A 15,325-nucleotide genomic window follows, 5' to 3' on the forward strand; every position below is an offset into this window, starting at 1 on the left:
TTTTATTTTCGGAGCCGGCGAACCACGCCGCGCGCGGCCTCGTGCGCGGCGTTGAGGCCGACCAGCGCGCCGTGAATGAGCGCCACGACCGGGTCGTGCCGCCGCAGCGGGATCAGCACATCGCCAATCGCGAGGCGTCCGCGCCAGATCGGGTTGATCATGGGGTGATCGGCATTCGCCGTCGAGTCCGCGCTGGCGACGGCGGGGTCGGCGCAGAGATGGCGGGTGAGGTCGAGCGTGAGCTGCACGCCCGGCGAATATTTTGCAAAGCGCTCGTCGATCCCGAGCTTGAAGAAGAAGGCACGATCCTGATGGCGCAACACGATGCCGGCGGCAATCGGCGTCGCGCCGGCGCGAAGGGTGACGATCTCGCACTGCGCGGTCTCTGCCAGCGCCGGCACGGCGCGGCGAATGAAGGTCGCGTCGCCCGGATGCTGGACCAGCGCGGTGCCCCGCTTGCCCTTCCAGCCGCTCGCTTCGAGCTGCAGAAAGGTTTCGAGCGCACGTCCGATCTGGTCGGAGCTGCGCGCGATCTCGAACACGACGGCGCCGTGCTCCTCGAGACGGTGGCGCTGGCGCCGCAGCTCCTTGAGCTTCTTGGCGCCGAGCGCCTCGCGCAACAGCGTGTCGCCATCCTGCGTCGCATCGAGGCTGGCGCGGATGTAGGAGCTGAGGATTCTCGGCTTCAGGCCGTCGCGCTTCAGCACCTGGTTGAGTGATGCCATGGCTGCGCCATCGAGCGCGACGTCGGTCAGCACGAGCGCATGCGCGTCGGCCTCGCGCGCCTGCTGCAGCAGACGCGCAGCGGCTTCGAGCGGAGCGTCGCGGTCGAGCAGCGGGCTGCACAGCGTGCCATAGGGATGCGCGCTCACCAGGGCGGGCAGGGGAATCTTCAAAGCGCGCCAGAGTGAGACCACCGGCATCAGGCCGATCAGCCGGGCCGAAGTGCCGTCAAATGCGGACAGTGCCGAGGCATCCGTGCGACCGCGCGCAGTTGCGCTGACGGCGAGCTCCCAGGCGGGCAGGTAATATCCGTTCGGCTCGATCGCCCGCTGCGCCAGCGCGCGCCATTGGCCGGTGTCGACGGCCGCAAGCGGAACAGGCGCGCGCGCCATCGCGGCATCCCTTGCCGATGCCGGATTGATCGCAGCCTGATGCGCGATGTCGACCACGTCCCGTCGTCCCCGTTCACACGAGCTGGGGCCCGTGCCACCGGCCATGCTTAGCGCAAAGATTGGAAAATACCGTTGGCACGCCGCCGCAATTCGAGCGGTGGTGTTAACATTCCATTCAGCATCCGGCCGCGGCTTGACCCTGAGGAATCGTGGCTAGTCTCCCGGCACGAAATGATCGCGGGTGCTCGCGCGGCCGCCGCTGGTGGTATCGGTGATGGTGATCTCGATGTCGCGGGAGGTCTTCGGCAGGTCGCTGGGCCCGACCTGTACCGAGAGCCTGACCTCGCGGGTCTGATCCTGCCCGACCTCGATGATGGGCTTGCCGCCGGGTTCCGCCTCGATGCCGGCGACGCGAATGGTCGCGCCCGGCAGACCGGAGACTTCGAGCGCAAACGATCGCTGTGCACTCTTGTTGAGGATACGCACGGTGTAGTCGTTGCGCACGCCGCCGTCCGAAAGCTGGACGAAGAAGGGATTGCGCTCGTGCAGTACGTTGACGTCCATCGTCGCGCGAGTGGCGAGAGTGTACAGCATGATGCTGCCCACAATGGCGATGGCCGCGGCATAGATCAGCGTGCGCGGACGGATGATGCGGTAGATCGCCGGCTTGCCCTCGCGTCGGCGCTGCATGTTGATGTCGGTGTCGTAGCCGATCAGGCCCTGGGGCCGGCCGATCTCGCGCATGACGTTGTCGCAGGCGTCGATGCACAGGCCGCACTGGATGCAGCCGAGCTGGATGCCGTGGCGGATGTCGACGCCGGTTGGGCAGACATTGATGCACTGATGGCAGTCGACGCAATCGCCGGCGGGATCGCCATGGCCGCGCGCGGCATCCGCCTTCTTCACCGACATGCGCGGCTCGCCGCGGTCACGCCGATAGGTGACGTTGAGCGCCCATTCGTCGGTCAGCGCCGCCTGGATCCGCGGCCACGGGCACATGTAGATGCACATCTGCTCCCGGGCGTGACCGGCAAAGACATAGGTCGTGGCGGTGAGGATGCCGATCCAGAGATAGGCGATGAACGGGGCCTGGAAGGTCGCGAGCTCCTTCACCAGCGTCGGCGCGTCGGAAAAGTAGAGCACCCAGGCGCCGCCGGTCCACCAGGCGATCATGATCCAGAGGAAGTGCTTGAGCGCGACCTTGCGAAGATGGTCGAACGTCCAGTAGCGCTTGTCGCCCTGCATGCGCTCGCGCCGGTCGCCCTCGACCCAACGCTCGACCGCGTAGAACAGGTCGGTCCACACCGTCTGCGGGCACATGTAGCCGCACCACAGCCGTCCCGCGACCGCGTTCATCAGGAACAGAATCATCGCCGCGATGATGAGGAGACCGGTGAAATAATAGACCTCCTGCGGCCACAGCTCGATGAAGAAGAAGTAAAAGCGCCGATGCGGGAAGTCGATCAGCACGGCCTGGTCGGGCAGGCCGGGTCCGCGATTCCAGCGCACGAACGGCAGCAGATAATAGGTCCCGAGCGTGACGCACAGGATCGCCCATTTGATGCGGCGGAAAGGGCCATGCACCGATTGCGGATAGACCTTCCTCCGCTTCTCGTAGAGAGGTCCCTCGATGAAGGTGTCGTCGGTCATCCCATGCTCCCCGCGTTTTGCGAAGGCGAGAGTCCGACTTGCCGGCGCAGAAGAGCCGGCAAAGAATCTCCAGCACTGCGCGGACTTTCGGGCTCGCGATGTTGTAGTATATCGTTTGGCCGTCACGCTTTGGTTTGACCAAGCTCAATGCGCGCATCTTTCCGAGATGCTGGGATAGCGCGGCCATGGTATTTGCGTCCTACGCAAGGGCGCTCTCGCTCAGGAGAGGTCATGGTCACGACGTCTTTTACGCCGATCGCGTCGCTCGTTGGCGGTGCGATGATTGGCCTCGCGGCCGTTCTGCTGATGTGGGCAACGGGTCGGATCGCAGGCGTCAGCGGCATCGCGGCGCGGCTGTTTCCGCCCTATGAGGACAGCGAACTCGCTGGGCGCCTTGCCTTCGTCGCCGGTCTTGCTGCTGCGCCCGTGCTGGTCCGGCTCGTCACCGGAGGTCTGCCGGAGCAGACGATCGCGGCGGGGCCGGCCCTCCTGATCATCGGCGGATTGCTCACGGGTTTCGGTTCGGTGTGGGGCAGCGGCTGCACCTCGGGCCACGGCGTTTGCGGCCTGTCGCGGCTGTCGGTGCGCTCGCTGGTTGCGACCATCACCTTCATGGCCGCCGGCATGGCGACCGTGTTCTTGATGCGGCACTGGAACTGACGGCGATGGCAATCCTGGTTCAATTCGCGATTGGGCTGATCTTCGGCCTCGGCCTCATCGTCTCCGGCATGTCGAACCCCGCAAAGGTGCTGAACTTCCTGGACGTCGCCGGCATTCAGGCAGGGACATGGGATGCAAGCCTCGCCTTCGTGATGGCGGGCGCGGTGGCCGTGACCTTCGTCGGCTTCAGCCGCGTTCTCAAGCTTCCGCGTCCATTCTTCGCTGATCGATTCTATTTGCCGACGCGGCGAGACATCGATCCCAGGATCGTCGCAGGTCCGGCGATCTTCGGCATCGGCTGGGGGCTGGTAGGCTTTTGCCCGGGGCCGGCGCTGACCGCGCTCGGATTTGGCTCGCTCTCCGCCGTCATCTTTGTCGTGGCGATGTGCGCCGGCATGGTGCTCGCCCGCTTCATCGCTCAGCTGCCGTCATCGACGCGCTACATCACGCCGGCCGATCCACTCGAAACCTGAGGTTACGGGACCGGGCGAATAGTCTCGCCCGGTCTCCGACCATCAAGCCTTCATCGCTCACCAGCTACCGACGCCGACGCTGACGCCGGGCGCGCGAATGCCGACGCCGGCGCGCGGGCCGTCATCGTAGTGGCGATGATAGCTCCGGCGCTCATAGTAGCGGTCGCGCGGCATGTAATTGTAGGAATCGCGCACGATCACGCGCGACCCGCCGCGCGTGCGATAGCAGCGACCATCCTCGTCGCAGACGAGTCGCACCTGCTGCACGAGATCCGGATTGGTGTATTCGCTGGTCGTATAGATATCGGAAGCCTTGGCCCCCGAGGCGGCGGCCAAGGCCCCCACGCCTGCCAGCAGCGCAATAGTCAACGTCCTCATCATGTCCTCCTCGAAACTGCCCTCGGCGGTAACAAGAAGGGGAGGCGGTGATCGTTCCGGGTCATCTACAGGTTTTTCCCGGAACCTGTCGTCAGGGGCGGGTTCCTAGATCGGCTCGTAAGTCTCCGTGCCGCAGATGTCGTCGGCGTCGGCGCGCCGGCGGTCCACGACCCTGCCGTCGTTGATCGTCACGATGTAGGTCTGGGCGCCGAGCGACGTACCGGTCGCCGAGGTGAGCTGCGCGCGGACGCACGCGGTCCAGCCCGGTCCTCGCAGCTCACGATGCGGCGGGGCGACGTGAACCTCGCGCGGATAGGACGTTGCGAGAAAGACGACGTCGATCTGCTCGCGCACCACGCGCTTGACGTCGGGCGGCGCTTCCGGCGGCTGCTCGGGCTCCTTCATGCGCATGAATTCCGGCACCGGTGCGCGGCTGTCGGCAAAGCCGCAGGCACCGAGCGCAAGCGCGCCAATGAGCAGCGCCGCATGAGCAATGATCCGCAACATCCGTGGAGGTCCCCTGCGGGCCAACAGATAGGCACGATTGCGATCCGACGAAGTCCGGGCCGATCAAGATTTGCTGAAGTCTCGGAACCCGCGGCATTGCTGTTCCGCGATTGGGGGCTGGCTTGTACCCCAGAGGTGGGGGATTGCGGTAATGCGGATTCTGGTCATCACGCCGCCGTGCTGGCGCTGAGGGCCGCCTCGGCGCAGGCGCAGTGCCCGCCCAATGACCGCGTCGAGTCGATCGACGTTGCGGGGCTCATCATCGCTCGCGGGTGTTACGCGCGTGATTGCGAGCCAGTCATGATGGTGGTGTGCACGCGATGCGAACCTTCGTTCACATCGCGCCCGCTATTGCACGAAAGCGAGGCCGACGCGCTTGTCGCTGCGCCAAACTGTGCGACAATGCCGTACGAAATGGTCACAGGCGATCGAGAGCGTGACCGATTGCGGCAACATGACGGGAGTGTCGAGGTCGATCGCCGCGCCGCCCGCCGACATGTTTCGCACCGTGCAAGGAATGCCGCTGTTTTCGAACGTGATCTTTCCGCCCTTGAAAACACGGTGACGTTGCGATGTGCGCTTCTCAATCATCTGCATCAGTCCTGCCGATGAGTATGAAGTAGTGCATAGAAATTACGTTGAACTAAACTCAATACTGGCGCTACTTGCACGGCGTTTCAGACTTTGTTTACGACGTTAGAGCGGCGAGCCGCTCGTGCGAACCTGCCCAAAGAGCCTGCCCAAAGAGCCTACCCAAAGAGCCTACCCAAGTGCCTTTCCTTTATGGCGTGACACGCCGATGGAGATATTGATGAAGACTTCGCTTTCGATTTTGTTCGCCGCAGCGCTCTCGCTGGCCTCGATACCCGCCCACGCCGTCAAGTGGGACCTCTCGACCATGACCTGCAAGCAGTTCCTCGAGAGCGGCGAGGACAACATCGGCGTCGTGCTGACCTGGATGGACGGCTGGTACAAGGGCGACGAAGACAACGCGATCATCGACACCGACATCTTCATCGAGAATGCCAAGAAGTTCGGCGCCTATTGCGGAAAGAATCCGACCGTCAGCGTCGTCACCGCGGTCGACGAGATCCTCGGCAAGTGACATTTGCCGGCGCAATGACGGCAAGCGCGATCGCGCTTGCTGTCCCGACCCGATTTCCATCGAGAGCCGCGTCGAGCCTTGCGCTCCGTGCGGCTCTCTCGTTTTCAGCGCGCGTTCACCCCGGCAGCATCGCGAACGCGCTCGACACCATCGCGGTCGGCTTGCCGTCGGCGGCCGAGAGCAGCGTGACGCGGCCAAAGCTCATGGTGCGCCCGAGCCGCACCACGCGCGCATCCGCCAGCACGTCGGACGCGGCGATCGCGCGCATGAAATGCGTGGTCTGATCGACCGTGGTCATGGGACGGTAGCCGCGATTGGCCGCGAGGATCGCGATCACCATTGCGGTATCGGCGAGCGCCATCAGGGCCTGGCCGCAGACCACGCCGCCATTACGGCACAGCCGCTCCGAAAACGGCATGCGCAGCAGCGCGCCGGGCTGCCAATCCGGGACGTCCGCGCGCGGCACATGCTCGATGCGCTCGACCGCGAGGTTGAGGTCCTGGACCCAGGGCGCAAAGACCTCGCCGAGGATGCGTCTGGCGTCGGCGAGGCCGAACTCGGCTTCTGGCTGCGTTTGCATTGCTGTCGCGCTCTCCTGTGTTGCCGGATGTTTCGCCGCATTGTGCGCGCATCGGCGAGGCAAAGTCACCCGGTCTGGCGCCGGCCGCCTCGGCTTGAAAATGCCTGACTTGGCCCGATATGATGCCTGGCTTGGGTAGGGGTGGATGATGTTGCGTCGCTGTATCCTCGTCTTTTGCATGGGCCTGCTCGGTCTCGCGCTGAGCGGGTGCACCAAATGCGGTCCGATCTGGGACGATTGGCTGCAGACGCCCAAATCATGCCGATCGGATCGGCACTAGCGGCCACCGGTCCGTGACCGGGCTGACGAGGATGACAGGGCGCGGGGCGATCCGCGCCTCATGGAAGACTTAAGGAGTGAATGATGAAGCTTTTCCGTTTGGCCGCGGTGCTGGCCGTGCTGGCGGGACCTGCCTACGCGCAAATGCCCAACATCAATTTGATGCAGGATGCCCCGAGCAAGTCGCCGGAGGAGAAGGCCATCGAGGCCGAACGTGAGAAGGCCTACAAGGAAACACTGAAGAAGATTCCGGATACCAAGGCGTCCAGCGATCCCTGGGGTGGCATGCGTGCCGAACAGCCGAAGCAGCCGGCGGCGCCGAAGGCGTCGTCGGCCGCAACCAGTGCGCCGAAGAAGGCCAAGAGCGGGACGGCCGCCAATTGACCCGTTCCGGGGAGGCACAATGCTCCTCGGAAGGACTCCTCTTGATCCGGCCCGCGCCCTACATTGTCGGTAGCGTAGTGCGCAGAGGAAGGCAGGACATGGCCGATCGTCCGCGGGATCTCGCCGAGCGGATGGCGCGCCGGCGCAAGGCGGCCGGCAAGCCCGGCCAGTCCGCCGGCGATGGCTATCTGCGCGAGACCTTCACGCTGCCGCGGGCGGCGGCACGGGAGCGGGCGCAGGCCTTCTTCGCCCGCTACCCCAAGGCCGGCTATATGAGCGAGGTCGAGACCTGGCGCGAATTGCCCGGCGGCGATATCGAGTTCACCATGCGTCGGCTGCCCAGCGCCGACTGACGCGCGCTATGGCGCAGAGGGCGAAACGGTTCAGGCCGTCTTTCGCCCGATCGCCTTCAGCTCGCGGTCGATGCGCAGCTGCACGCGCCGGATCGCCAGCAGGTCGATCCGGGTCTCGGTCTTGCCGGTCTTGATCCGGTCGCCGATGCGAAACTGCCATTGCCAGATTCCGGGAATCGCCGTCTTGGCGATGGTGAACTCGACGCCCCTGTGATTCATGGTCACCTCCCACGATTCACCCTCATGCCTGCAAACATGTTGGTCGTCGCAATATTCCGCAGGCAAGAAAAATGTCGCCCGCGGCCTCCGTGGTTCTCCGACCATGAACAAAGTTCCTGGAGCCCGGCCGGGGTGCGTTCGGCAGGCCGCGGTTCCAACCTGCGGCGCCGGATCCGCTTTAGGTTAACGGCATGTGCCTTGCTTGCCCGACTCGCGGGCAAGCAACCATGGGCGCCTCATGCTCGGCATTCCCCGCCGCTACTCGCATTTCGTCTTCGGCATCATCCAGTCCGGGCTGACCTCGCTGATCGCGGCGGGGATCGCCAGCTTTCCCGCCGGCAGCCCGATGCTCTTCGTGCGGCACTGGATGGTGTCCTGGCTGATCGCATGGGCCGCGATGCTGCCGGTCGTGCTGCTGGCGGCGCCCGCGATCCGCGCCTTCTCGCTGCGCCTGACGCAGGAGGAGCAGGAGCCCCGCGCTGGCCGGTAGCCGGGCGACCCTAGCCGGCTGGCTGACGACAGCCTGACAGGCGAACCGCCGGCAGGTGCGCGATCGAAAGGCCGCACACTGGCCCCGTACCGGTCCCAATTTCGACATCCGTCCGCACCACTGCGGACACACCCGTCGGCAAGATTTTATCCGTTCGGCGCAGCCATGGGGGAAACGTGGCGCACCGGAAACGGGGTGGCATCATATGGATAACGTAGAGCGGTCATTCGCCGCCGCGACGGCGGCTGGCTTCGTCGTGCTGGTGATAGGTCTGGTTCTGCTGGCGGTGCTCTAGCAGGCGCTGCTGCAGACGGAACTGACGTGCTGGGCCGTCCTATCGAAGGCGCCGGCGCGCCTTGCCTCTCAAAAGTGGCAAAACAACCCCATGCACAGTAGGGGTCCTGGCGATTTCATCGCTTCGCCAAGGGGTTGCTGGTAGTATTTAGCTACCTGGTGCATCCGCGGTCGCGGCGCCCCGACCGGCGATACCGATCGGGGGTTCCGGGCAAGGAACAGAGCGGAGTGCCGCATCGCGGGCGGGCCTGGCCCGCTCCGGACGGCGGTCCTGGCAGTGCCTAATGAACCTTGATCTCGTTCAGCGGCAGACGGAGCTCGGCGGCGCGCTCTTCGCGGTCCTTCTTGCGGAACTCGTTTTCCTTGCGCTCGAACTTCACCATCTCCTCGTGGGCGGCGTCCAGCAGCGGCTTTCGCCTCAGCGTGTCGTGGTGCGTGTCGTTGTTCGTCATGACCAGAGATCCCCAAAAGTTGCGGTCCCATCCCCACAGAAGGCCCGAGACCGCGAAAAGGTTCGGTGCCGTAGGATTACGGAAACATGACGGCGCCCCGGTCGCGCGTCGTTGATCCCGGTCATGTTCGCTTCGAGGAACCCGGCGCAGGCCCGGCTATTTCGGCGGCTGCAGCCCTGGCGATTTGACCCAATCGTTCAGATGATTGGCAACGTCGGCCTGGCGCGCCTTCTTGAGCAGCGCGTCCCGCTCCGGCCCGGGAGGTAGCTTGGACGCCTGCTCGCGGACCTGCTTCACCCATGCCGACAGCCGGTCCTGAAGGGTCAGTTGCTGCTTGAAACGTCGTCGCTTCAACATGGCGCGCTCTTTCCTTGCGAGGAGGCGGGAGCGCGAGGTCAGCGTTCTCATCACCGATAGTGGCCAGGGTCCGCGCGGTGATGATGCATTAGGATCCAGAAATGGATCCGCGTCTGTTCAGTTGTGCACGCAGTGCGGACGGCGTGACGTCCAGCATGGCCGGTTCGACCAGCTCCGTTGTCTCCTGGTCCAGTCAAAATCGGGCAAAAGAACATATTGCGAACCTAGAACAAATGGGGTACATTGCTTTTATCGCCGAGCTGCCTCGCAACCGTTTGTCCCTCACGCGAATCCTCGCCATAAGGAGCACGACCCAATGTCCGCAACTGCCCTGCGTATCGTCGAAGGATCCTCCATGGACAAGAGTAAAGCTCTGGCCGCCGCGCTCTCCCAGATCGAGCGGCAGTTCGGCAAGGGCTCGGTGATGAAGCTCGGCAAGAACGACCGCTCCATGGACATCGAGGCGGTGTCCTCCGGCTCGCTCGGGCTCGATATCGCGCTCGGCATCGGCGGCCTGCCCAAGGGGCGCATCGTCGAGATCTACGGGCCGGAATCGTCCGGCAAGACCACGCTGGCGCTGCATACGGTGGCGGAAGCGCAGAAGAAGGGTGGCATCTGCGCCTTCATCGATGCCGAGCACGCGCTCGATCCGGTCTATGCCCGCAAGCTCGGCGTCAACATCGACGAGCTCCTGATCTCGCAGCCCGACACCGGCGAGCAGGCGCTGGAGATCTGCGACACCCTGGTGCGCTCGGGCGCGGTCGATGTTCTCGTGGTCGATTCGGTGGCGGCGCTGGTGCCGAAGGCCGAGCTCGAGGGCGAGATGGGCGATGCGCTGCCGGGACTTCAAGCACGGTTGATGAGCCAGGCGCTGCGCAAGCTCACGGCCTCCATCAACAAATCCAACACGATGGTGATCTTCATCAACCAGATCCGCATGAAGATCGGTGTGATGTACGGCTCGCCGGAAACCACCACCGGCGGCAATGCGCTGAAATTCTACGCCTCCGTCCGCCTCGACATCCGCCGCATCGGCGCGATCAAGGAGCGCGACGAGGTGGTCGGCAACACCACGCGCGTCAAGGTGGTCAAGAACAAGCTGGCCCCGCCGTTCAAGCAGGTCGAGTTCGACATCATGTACGGCGAGGGCGTCTCCAAGATGGGCGAGATCCTCGATCTCGGCGTCAAGGCCGGCATCGTCGAGAAGTCCGGCGCCTGGTTCTCCTATGACAGCCAGCGCCTCGGCCAGGGCCGCGAGAACGCCAAGGCGTTCCTGAAAGGCAACCCCGACATCACCGCCAAGATCGAGACCGCGATCCGCCAGAACTCCGGCCTGATCGCCGAGCAGATCCTGGCCGGCACGCCGGAGCGCGACGCCGACGGCGAGGAGCCGGCGGACGAGTAAGACCTAACGCGAAAATTTTTCGCGAGGAGCGGGCACTGAGGACGTTGAGTTGCCGACGTCTTCGGTGCCCGTTTCGTGTTGCGTGAGGGCGCGTCGACGATGAAGCGTGTGATTCTGACTAGTTCGTCCGGCGTTGGTCTCACCTATGCCGGTCGTGCTGACATGGTCGTCCCGTTGATCTTTCGGTTCGTTTGGGGGCCGTTGCCTACGTCGCACCACCTCGAGGACTATCTTACGGGAGGCTATTACAGGGGCGATCCGGAGGTGCGGTGGTCCGATCTTGTTGGCCGGTTGCCTCAGACCGGTCTCGCGCACAAGGAGACTGGCCTGGTTTGGTTTTGCGAGACCTATGGCGTCGAGTTCATCGAGCTGTGGTTCGACCCTGAGCCTAACAGTCAATTGCAACTGATCTGGATCCTGGACTATTTGCGGTCCCATCCATCGATCACCCATTGTCTTAGACTGCGACGAGTCAATTTCGATCTGCGCGAAGCGGACGGCCCGCAACTTCGCGATCGTACGGTGCGGGAATCGGAGATCGCAGAGTGCGACTTCGAGATAGCCAACATGGCCTGGGAGGCGTATCGGGCGCCGACGCCTGAACTTTGCTTCGGGTTGCTGACAAGGGATTTACCCAGGCTACCTTTCCTGAAGCCGGCTCTGGAAGCGTTGCTAGCTGAACTGCCGTCACCAATCACCGGATTGGGCGCGACGGAGGCGCGGCTTATCGAGCTGATTGCAAGGGGGCACAACCGTACAAAAGAACTGTTTCAGCCGGGCGGGCTGCTCGAAACGCGCGTGTTCGACCAGTGGGAGCTGGGTCCGTTGCTCGAAGGGCTTGCGTCGGGCCCGATGCCGGCGGTCGCAGGTCTCGATCCGAAACTCGCGACGCTCGCCCCGCACGATGCGCGAGGTCGCAACGCCGCCTATCGTCGGAGCCGGTTGTCGCTGACTGAATTTGGCAAAGCGGTTCTGGAAGGCCGCGAAGATTTCCGTCGCCACAATCCGATTCGACGTTGGTGGGGCGGCACGCTGCTCACCAATGAACGGCTTTGGCGGTGGGATGGCGAGCGCCGGTTGTTGATTGCGCCCTAGCGGCGCACGCAGTGCCGTAGGGCCGAAGGCGTAATCCACCACCGTTCGGTTCAGCGGACGCAGAAGTGGTGGGTTACGCGTCGCGGACTGCGCTTTGCGCAGCCGCGAGGCTAACCCACCCTGCACATCCTACTCCGCAGCTTCTGCGTAATCGCTCACCGGCGGGCAGGAGCACACGAGGTTGCGGTCGCCATAGACGTTGTCGACGCGGCCGACGGGGCACCAATATTTGTCAGAGCGCGAGACGCCGTCGGGGAAGCAACCCTCCGTGCGGGTGTAGGCGCGCTTCCAATCGTCGTCGGCGATGTCGTGCACGGTGTGCGGGGCGTGGCGCAAGGGCGAGGCTGCGATCTCAAAGCGACCGGCCTCGACCTCGGCGATTTCCTTGCGGATCGCGATCATGGCGTCGCAAAAACGATCCAGCTCGGCCTTGGATTCCGATTCGGTCGGCTCGATCATCAGCGTGCCCGGTACCGGGAAGCTCATGGTCGGGGCGTGGAAGCCGTAATCGATCAGGCGCTTTGCGATGTCGTCGACGGTGACGCCACTCGTCGTCTTCAGCGGACGCGGATCGACGATGCACTCATGCGCGACGCGTCCCTTCTCGTTCTTGTAGAGCACCGGGAAATGCGGATCGAGGCGCGCTGCGATGTAATTGGCGTTGAGGATCGCGATCTCGGTGGCGCGCTTCAGGCCTTCACCGCCCATCATCAGGATGTAGATGTAGGAGATGGTAAGGATCGACGCCGAACCGAACGGCGCGGCCGAGACCGGACCGACCGGCGCGTCTGCCTTCGTCGCGGGGTGGCCGGGGAGGAACGGGGCGAGATGCGCCTTGACGCCGATCGGGCCCATGCCGGGGCCGCCGCCGCCATGCGGGATGCAGAAGGTCTTGTGCAGGTTGAGATGGCTGACGTCGGCGCCGTAATCGCCGGGCCTGGAAAGGCCGACCTGCGCATTGAGGTTGGCGCCGTCGAGATACACCTGGCCGCCATGGCCGTGCACGATGTCGCAGATCTCGCGGATGTGCTCCTCGAACACGCCGTGGGTCGAGGGATAGGTGATCATGACAGCTGCGAGGTCGTTCGCGTGCTTCTCCGCCTTGGCGCGGAGATCATTGACGTCGACGTCGCCGTTCTTCTCGCAAGACACCACCACCACGTCCATGCCGACCATCGCGGCCGAGGCCGGATTGGTGCCGTGGGCGGAGGAGGGGATCAGGCAGATCTTGCGATGGCCCTGTCCGCGCGCGGCATGATAGCCGCGGATCGCGAGCAGCCCGGCATATTCGCCCTGCGCGCCCGAGTTCGGCTGCAGCGAGATCGCGTCATAGCCGGTGATGTCGCAGAGCCATTTCTCCAGGCGTGCGAACAGCGCGTGATAGCCTTGAGCTTGCTCGCGCGGGGCGAACGGATGCAGCGAGCCGAATTCCGGCCAGGTCAGCGGCATCATCTCGGTGGTCGCGTTCAGCTTCATGGTGCAGGATCCCAGCGGGATCATGGCGCGGTCGAGCGCGAGGTCGCGATCACTGAGCTTGCGCATGTAGCGCAGCATCTCGGTTTCCGAGCGATGCGCATGGAAGACGGGATGGGTCAGGAACGCGGTCCCGCGCTTCAAGTCGTCCGGCAGCGCCTCGCGCGTCTCGGCGTCGATCTCGGCATAGGCAAGCTTGCCGCCGAAGGCGCGCCAGACGGCTTCGACCGTCGCGGGCGTCGTGGTCTCGTCGAGCGCGATGCGAAGGGCGGTATCACTGATGCCGAGATTGATCTTCTCGGCCAAAGCGCGCGCGACGATCTCCTCGCGCTTGCCGCTGCAATCGACGCTGAGCGTGTCGAAGAAGCTTTCGCTGGCAGGCGCAAAGCCGAGCTTGCGCAAGCCGGTCGCGAGCACGGCGGCGCGGCGATGCACGTTGCGTGCGATCTGGGCCAGGCCCTCGGGACCGTGATAGACCGCATACATCGAGGCGATCACGGCGAGCAGCACCTGCGCGGTGCAGATGTTGGAGGTCGCCTTCTCGCGGCGGATGTGCTGCTCGCGGGTCTGCAGCGCGAGCCGATAGGCCGGCGCACCGCGGGAATCGACGGAGAGGCCGACGATGCGGCCGGGCAGCGAACGCTTCAGCGCATCGCGCACCGCCATATAGGCGGCGTGCGGCCCGCCATAGCCCATCGGCACGCCGAAGCGCTGGGCCGAGCCGATGGCGATGTCGGCCCCGAGCTCGCCGGGCGAGGCGAGCAGCGTCAGCGCGAGGAGGTCGGCGGCTAGAATCGCGAGTGCGCCCTTGGCCTTCAGCGCGGCGATCGCGGGCCTGAGGTCGCGCAACGCGCCCGAAGAACCGGGGTATTGCAGCAGCGCACCGAGCACGTCCGATTTGTCGAGATCGGTGAGGGGATCGCCGACGACCAGAGTCCACCCCAGCGGCTCGGCGCGGGTGCGCATCACGGCCAGCGTCTGCGGATGCACGTCCTTGTCGACGAAGAAGGCCCTTGCCTTGACCTGCGAGTGGCGCTCGGCGAGCGCCATGGCTTCGGCCGCCGCGGTGGCTTCATCGAGCAGCGAGGCGTTGGCGACGTCGAGCCCGGTGAGGTCGCAGATCATGGTCTGGAAGTTGAGCAGCGCCTCCAGCCGGCCCTGGCTGATCTCGGGCTGATAGGGTGTGTAGGCCGTGTACCAGGCCGGGTTCTCCAGGATGTTGCGCTGGATCACCGCGGGCAGGATGGTGCCTGAATAGCCCTGGCCGATCAGCGAGGTGAAGACCTGGTTCTGGCCGGCGAGCTCGGCCATATGCGCAATCGCCTCGGTCTCGCTGAGCGGCTTGCCGAGATCGAGCGGGGCGGCCTGTCGGATCGAGGCCGGCAGCGTCTCCGCCATCAGTGCATCGACGCTTTTCGCGCCGACCGCCTCCAGCATCGCGGTGACGTCGCGCGCGGACGGGCCGATGTGGCGGCGGACGAAACTGGCGGTGTCGCCGTTGGATTTGCGGTGCGCGGTCATCATTGGGTCCTCGCTTCAGATTTCGCTGTCAGTGTCATGCCCCGCGAAGGCGGGGCATCCAGTACTCTCCAGCAGCGCGGATTGAACCGAGGGGCCGCGGCGTACTGGATCACCCGCCTTCGCGGGTGATGACACTGAGCATGAGGTTAGACTTCGCTTCATCTCACGCCGTATGCGCCTTGTAGGCGGCTTCATCCATGAGGCCGCCGAGCTCGCTTCTGTCGGCCATCTTGATCTTGAAGAACCAGGCCTTGCCTTGCGCATCCGAGTTCACCAGCGCCGGCTCGGATGCGAGCTCGGCATTGGTCTCGAGCACTTCACCCGAGATTGGTGCGTAGACGTCCGAGGCAGCCTTGACGGACTCAACGACGGCGGCGGCTTCGGCCTTCTTCAGCGCGCGGCCGACCTTGGGCAGCTCGACGAACACGACGTCGCCGAGCTGCTGCTGCGCGTAATCGGTGATGCCGACCGTGGCGACATCGCCGTCGATGGCGAGCCATTCATGGTCGGAAGTGTACAGCGTCGTGGTCATGTC

19 protein-coding genes and 1 pseudogene are annotated in these 15,325 nt (G+C 64.7%); 8 read left to right on the plus strand and 12 right to left on the minus strand.

Going from position 1 to position 15,325, the window contains the following annotated elements:
* Nucleotides 1–2 precede the first annotated feature (2 nt).
* The 3 genes and pseudogenes from I6F20_RS00315 to I6F20_RS00325 all read right to left on the minus strand — a co-directional run.
* Nucleotides 3–1,172, minus strand: a complete 1,170-nt coding sequence (locus tag I6F20_RS00315; protein WP_225124719.1) for a GNAT family N-acetyltransferase — start codon at nucleotides 1,170–1,172, stop codon at nucleotides 3–5.
* Between the two features lie 156 nt (nucleotides 1,173–1,328).
* Entirely contained in the window at nucleotides 1,329–2,765 is a 1,437-nt protein-coding gene (gene ccoG, locus I6F20_RS00320) for a cytochrome c oxidase accessory protein CcoG (protein ID WP_225124721.1), read from the minus strand.
* 43 nt (nucleotides 2,766–2,808) lie between these two features.
* Nucleotides 2,809–2,949, minus strand: a pseudogene (locus I6F20_RS00325) (ArsR/SmtB family transcription factor); the annotation flags it as partial.
* Nucleotides 2,950–2,996: 47 nt separating this feature from the next.
* On the opposite strand from I6F20_RS00325, the gene I6F20_RS00330 reads away from it, so the two are divergent.
* Both I6F20_RS00330 and I6F20_RS00335 read left to right on the plus strand, forming a co-directional pair.
* Nucleotides 2,997–3,425 carry a YeeE/YedE family protein gene (locus I6F20_RS00330; protein ID WP_036013017.1) on the plus strand — a complete coding sequence of 143 codons (429 nt, stop codon included), beginning with the start codon at nucleotides 2,997–2,999 and terminating at the stop codon, nucleotides 3,423–3,425.
* 5 nt (nucleotides 3,426–3,430) lie between these two features.
* Nucleotides 3,431–3,898: a DUF6691 family protein gene (locus I6F20_RS00335; RefSeq protein ID WP_036013015.1), complete on the plus strand. Its 468-nt coding sequence runs from the start codon at nucleotides 3,431–3,433 to the stop codon at nucleotides 3,896–3,898.
* A 57-nt stretch (nucleotides 3,899–3,955) separates the two neighbouring features.
* Here the strand turns inward: I6F20_RS00335 and I6F20_RS00340 are convergent, their stop codons facing one another.
* From I6F20_RS00340 to I6F20_RS00350, 3 genes are all read right to left on the minus strand, one after another.
* Nucleotides 3,956–4,279, minus strand: a complete 324-nt coding sequence (locus I6F20_RS00340; RefSeq protein WP_036013014.1) for a hypothetical protein — start codon at nucleotides 4,277–4,279, stop codon at nucleotides 3,956–3,958.
* Nucleotides 4,280–4,381: 102 nt separating this feature from the next.
* Nucleotides 4,382–4,783: a hypothetical protein gene (locus I6F20_RS00345; RefSeq protein ID WP_036027875.1), complete on the minus strand. Its 402-nt coding sequence runs from the start codon at nucleotides 4,781–4,783 to the stop codon at nucleotides 4,382–4,384.
* Between the two features lie 348 nt (nucleotides 4,784–5,131).
* The gene (locus I6F20_RS00350) at nucleotides 5,132–5,374 is read right to left on the minus strand and encodes a PilZ domain-containing protein (RefSeq protein WP_036013011.1); all 243 of its coding nucleotides are present in this window, start codon (nucleotides 5,372–5,374) and stop codon (nucleotides 5,132–5,134) included.
* 220 nt (nucleotides 5,375–5,594) lie between these two features.
* Between I6F20_RS00350 and I6F20_RS00355 the strand changes: the two genes are divergently transcribed.
* Complete coding sequence (locus I6F20_RS00355) at nucleotides 5,595–5,888, plus strand: HdeA family protein (RefSeq protein WP_225124723.1); 294 nt, start codon at nucleotides 5,595–5,597, stop codon at nucleotides 5,886–5,888.
* Nucleotides 5,889–6,003: 115 nt separating this feature from the next.
* Here I6F20_RS00355 and I6F20_RS00360 read toward each other — a convergent pair whose 3' ends face one another.
* Complete coding sequence (locus I6F20_RS00360; protein WP_225124725.1) at nucleotides 6,004–6,468, minus strand: PaaI family thioesterase; 465 nt, start codon at nucleotides 6,466–6,468, stop codon at nucleotides 6,004–6,006.
* A gap of 363 nt (nucleotides 6,469–6,831) precedes the next feature.
* On the opposite strand from I6F20_RS00360, the gene I6F20_RS00365 reads away from it, so the two are divergent.
* Together I6F20_RS00365 and I6F20_RS00370 are read left to right on the plus strand one after the other, a co-directional pair.
* Nucleotides 6,832–7,131: a hypothetical protein gene (locus I6F20_RS00365; protein WP_128264514.1), complete on the plus strand. Its 300-nt coding sequence runs from the start codon at nucleotides 6,832–6,834 to the stop codon at nucleotides 7,129–7,131.
* Between the two features lie 98 nt (nucleotides 7,132–7,229).
* Nucleotides 7,230–7,484 (plus strand): hypothetical protein, encoded by a 255-nt coding sequence (locus tag I6F20_RS00370; RefSeq protein WP_036013009.1) that lies wholly within the window; start codon nucleotides 7,230–7,232, stop codon nucleotides 7,482–7,484.
* Nucleotides 7,485–7,514: 30 nt separating this feature from the next.
* Here I6F20_RS00370 and I6F20_RS00375 read toward each other — a convergent pair whose 3' ends face one another.
* Entirely contained in the window at nucleotides 7,515–7,703 is a 189-nt protein-coding gene (locus I6F20_RS00375) for a hypothetical protein (protein WP_109143203.1), read from the minus strand.
* Nucleotides 7,704–7,941: 238 nt separating this feature from the next.
* On the opposite strand from I6F20_RS00375, the gene I6F20_RS00380 reads away from it, so the two are divergent.
* Nucleotides 7,942–8,193: a DUF2798 domain-containing protein gene (locus tag I6F20_RS00380; RefSeq protein ID WP_109143204.1), complete on the plus strand. Its 252-nt coding sequence runs from the start codon at nucleotides 7,942–7,944 to the stop codon at nucleotides 8,191–8,193.
* 575 nt (nucleotides 8,194–8,768) lie between these two features.
* Here the strand turns inward: I6F20_RS00380 and I6F20_RS00385 are convergent.
* Nucleotides 8,769–8,939, minus strand: coding sequence for a hypothetical protein (locus tag I6F20_RS00385; protein WP_109143205.1), 171 nt, complete (start codon nucleotides 8,937–8,939; stop codon nucleotides 8,769–8,771).
* A 156-nt stretch (nucleotides 8,940–9,095) separates the two neighbouring features.
* Entirely contained in the window at nucleotides 9,096–9,296 is a 201-nt protein-coding gene (locus tag I6F20_RS00390; RefSeq protein WP_109145725.1) for a hypothetical protein, read from the minus strand.
* A gap of 316 nt (nucleotides 9,297–9,612) precedes the next feature.
* Between I6F20_RS00390 and recA the strand changes: the two genes are divergently transcribed.
* Entirely contained in the window at nucleotides 9,613–10,701 is a 1,089-nt protein-coding gene (recA, locus tag I6F20_RS00395) for a recombinase RecA (RefSeq protein WP_027577058.1), read from the plus strand.
* Between the two features lie 99 nt (nucleotides 10,702–10,800).
* Nucleotides 10,801–11,796 (plus strand): hypothetical protein, encoded by a 996-nt coding sequence (locus I6F20_RS00400; protein WP_036012995.1) that lies wholly within the window; start codon nucleotides 10,801–10,803, stop codon nucleotides 11,794–11,796.
* A 129-nt stretch (nucleotides 11,797–11,925) separates the two neighbouring features.
* Here the strand turns inward: I6F20_RS00400 and gcvP are convergent, their stop codons facing one another.
* Entirely contained in the window at nucleotides 11,926–14,790 is a 2,865-nt protein-coding gene (gene gcvP / locus I6F20_RS00405; protein WP_225125316.1) for an aminomethyl-transferring glycine dehydrogenase, read from the minus strand.
* 163 nt (nucleotides 14,791–14,953) lie between these two features.
* Nucleotides 14,954–15,322 (minus strand): glycine cleavage system protein GcvH, encoded by a 369-nt coding sequence (gene gcvH, locus I6F20_RS00410; protein WP_225124727.1) that lies wholly within the window; start codon nucleotides 15,320–15,322, stop codon nucleotides 14,954–14,956.
* Between the last annotated feature and the right edge of the window lie 3 nt (nucleotides 15,323–15,325).

Origin of the sequence: Bradyrhizobium sp. IC3123 (assembly GCF_020193625.1) — a bacterium.
GTDB lineage: Bacteria > Pseudomonadota > Alphaproteobacteria > Rhizobiales > Xanthobacteraceae > Bradyrhizobium > Bradyrhizobium yuanmingense.

What these genes read in the sequence shown, in the direction of transcription:
- ccoG (WP_225124721.1), bottom strand. Translation starts at nt 2,765, where the DNA reads ATGACCGACGACACCTTCATCGAGGGACCTCTCTACGAGAAGCGGAGG.
- I6F20_RS00330 (WP_036013017.1), top strand. Translation starts at nt 2,997, where the DNA reads ATGGTCACGACGTCTTTTACGCCGATCGCGTCGCTCGTTGGCGGTGCG.
- I6F20_RS00335 (WP_036013015.1), top strand. Translation starts at nt 3,431, where the DNA reads ATGGCAATCCTGGTTCAATTCGCGATTGGGCTGATCTTCGGCCTCGGC.
- I6F20_RS00340 (WP_036013014.1), bottom strand. Translation starts at nt 4,279, where the DNA reads ATGATGAGGACGTTGACTATTGCGCTGCTGGCAGGCGTGGGGGCCTTG.
- I6F20_RS00345 (WP_036027875.1), bottom strand. Translation starts at nt 4,783, where the DNA reads ATGTTGCGGATCATTGCTCATGCGGCGCTGCTCATTGGCGCGCTTGCG.
- I6F20_RS00350 (WP_036013011.1), bottom strand. Translation starts at nt 5,374, where the DNA reads ATGATTGAGAAGCGCACATCGCAACGTCACCGTGTTTTCAAGGGCGGA.
- I6F20_RS00355 (WP_225124723.1), top strand. Translation starts at nt 5,595, where the DNA reads ATGAAGACTTCGCTTTCGATTTTGTTCGCCGCAGCGCTCTCGCTGGCC.
- I6F20_RS00360 (WP_225124725.1), bottom strand. Translation starts at nt 6,468, where the DNA reads ATGCAAACGCAGCCAGAAGCCGAGTTCGGCCTCGCCGACGCCAGACGC.
- I6F20_RS00365 (WP_128264514.1), top strand. Translation starts at nt 6,832, where the DNA reads ATGAAGCTTTTCCGTTTGGCCGCGGTGCTGGCCGTGCTGGCGGGACCT.
- I6F20_RS00370 (WP_036013009.1), top strand. Translation starts at nt 7,230, where the DNA reads ATGGCCGATCGTCCGCGGGATCTCGCCGAGCGGATGGCGCGCCGGCGC.
- I6F20_RS00375 (WP_109143203.1), bottom strand. Translation starts at nt 7,703, where the DNA reads ATGAATCACAGGGGCGTCGAGTTCACCATCGCCAAGACGGCGATTCCC.
- I6F20_RS00380 (WP_109143204.1), top strand. Translation starts at nt 7,942, where the DNA reads ATGCTCGGCATTCCCCGCCGCTACTCGCATTTCGTCTTCGGCATCATC.
- I6F20_RS00385 (WP_109143205.1), bottom strand. Translation starts at nt 8,939, where the DNA reads ATGACGAACAACGACACGCACCACGACACGCTGAGGCGAAAGCCGCTG.
- I6F20_RS00390 (WP_109145725.1), bottom strand. Translation starts at nt 9,296, where the DNA reads ATGTTGAAGCGACGACGTTTCAAGCAGCAACTGACCCTTCAGGACCGG.
- recA (WP_027577058.1), top strand. Translation starts at nt 9,613, where the DNA reads ATGTCCGCAACTGCCCTGCGTATCGTCGAAGGATCCTCCATGGACAAG.
- I6F20_RS00400 (WP_036012995.1), top strand. Translation starts at nt 10,801, where the DNA reads ATGAAGCGTGTGATTCTGACTAGTTCGTCCGGCGTTGGTCTCACCTAT.
- gcvP (WP_225125316.1), bottom strand. Translation starts at nt 14,790, where the DNA reads ATGACCGCGCACCGCAAATCCAACGGCGACACCGCCAGTTTCGTCCGC.
- gcvH (WP_225124727.1), bottom strand. Translation starts at nt 15,322, where the DNA reads ATGACCACGACGCTGTACACTTCCGACCATGAATGGCTCGCCATCGAC.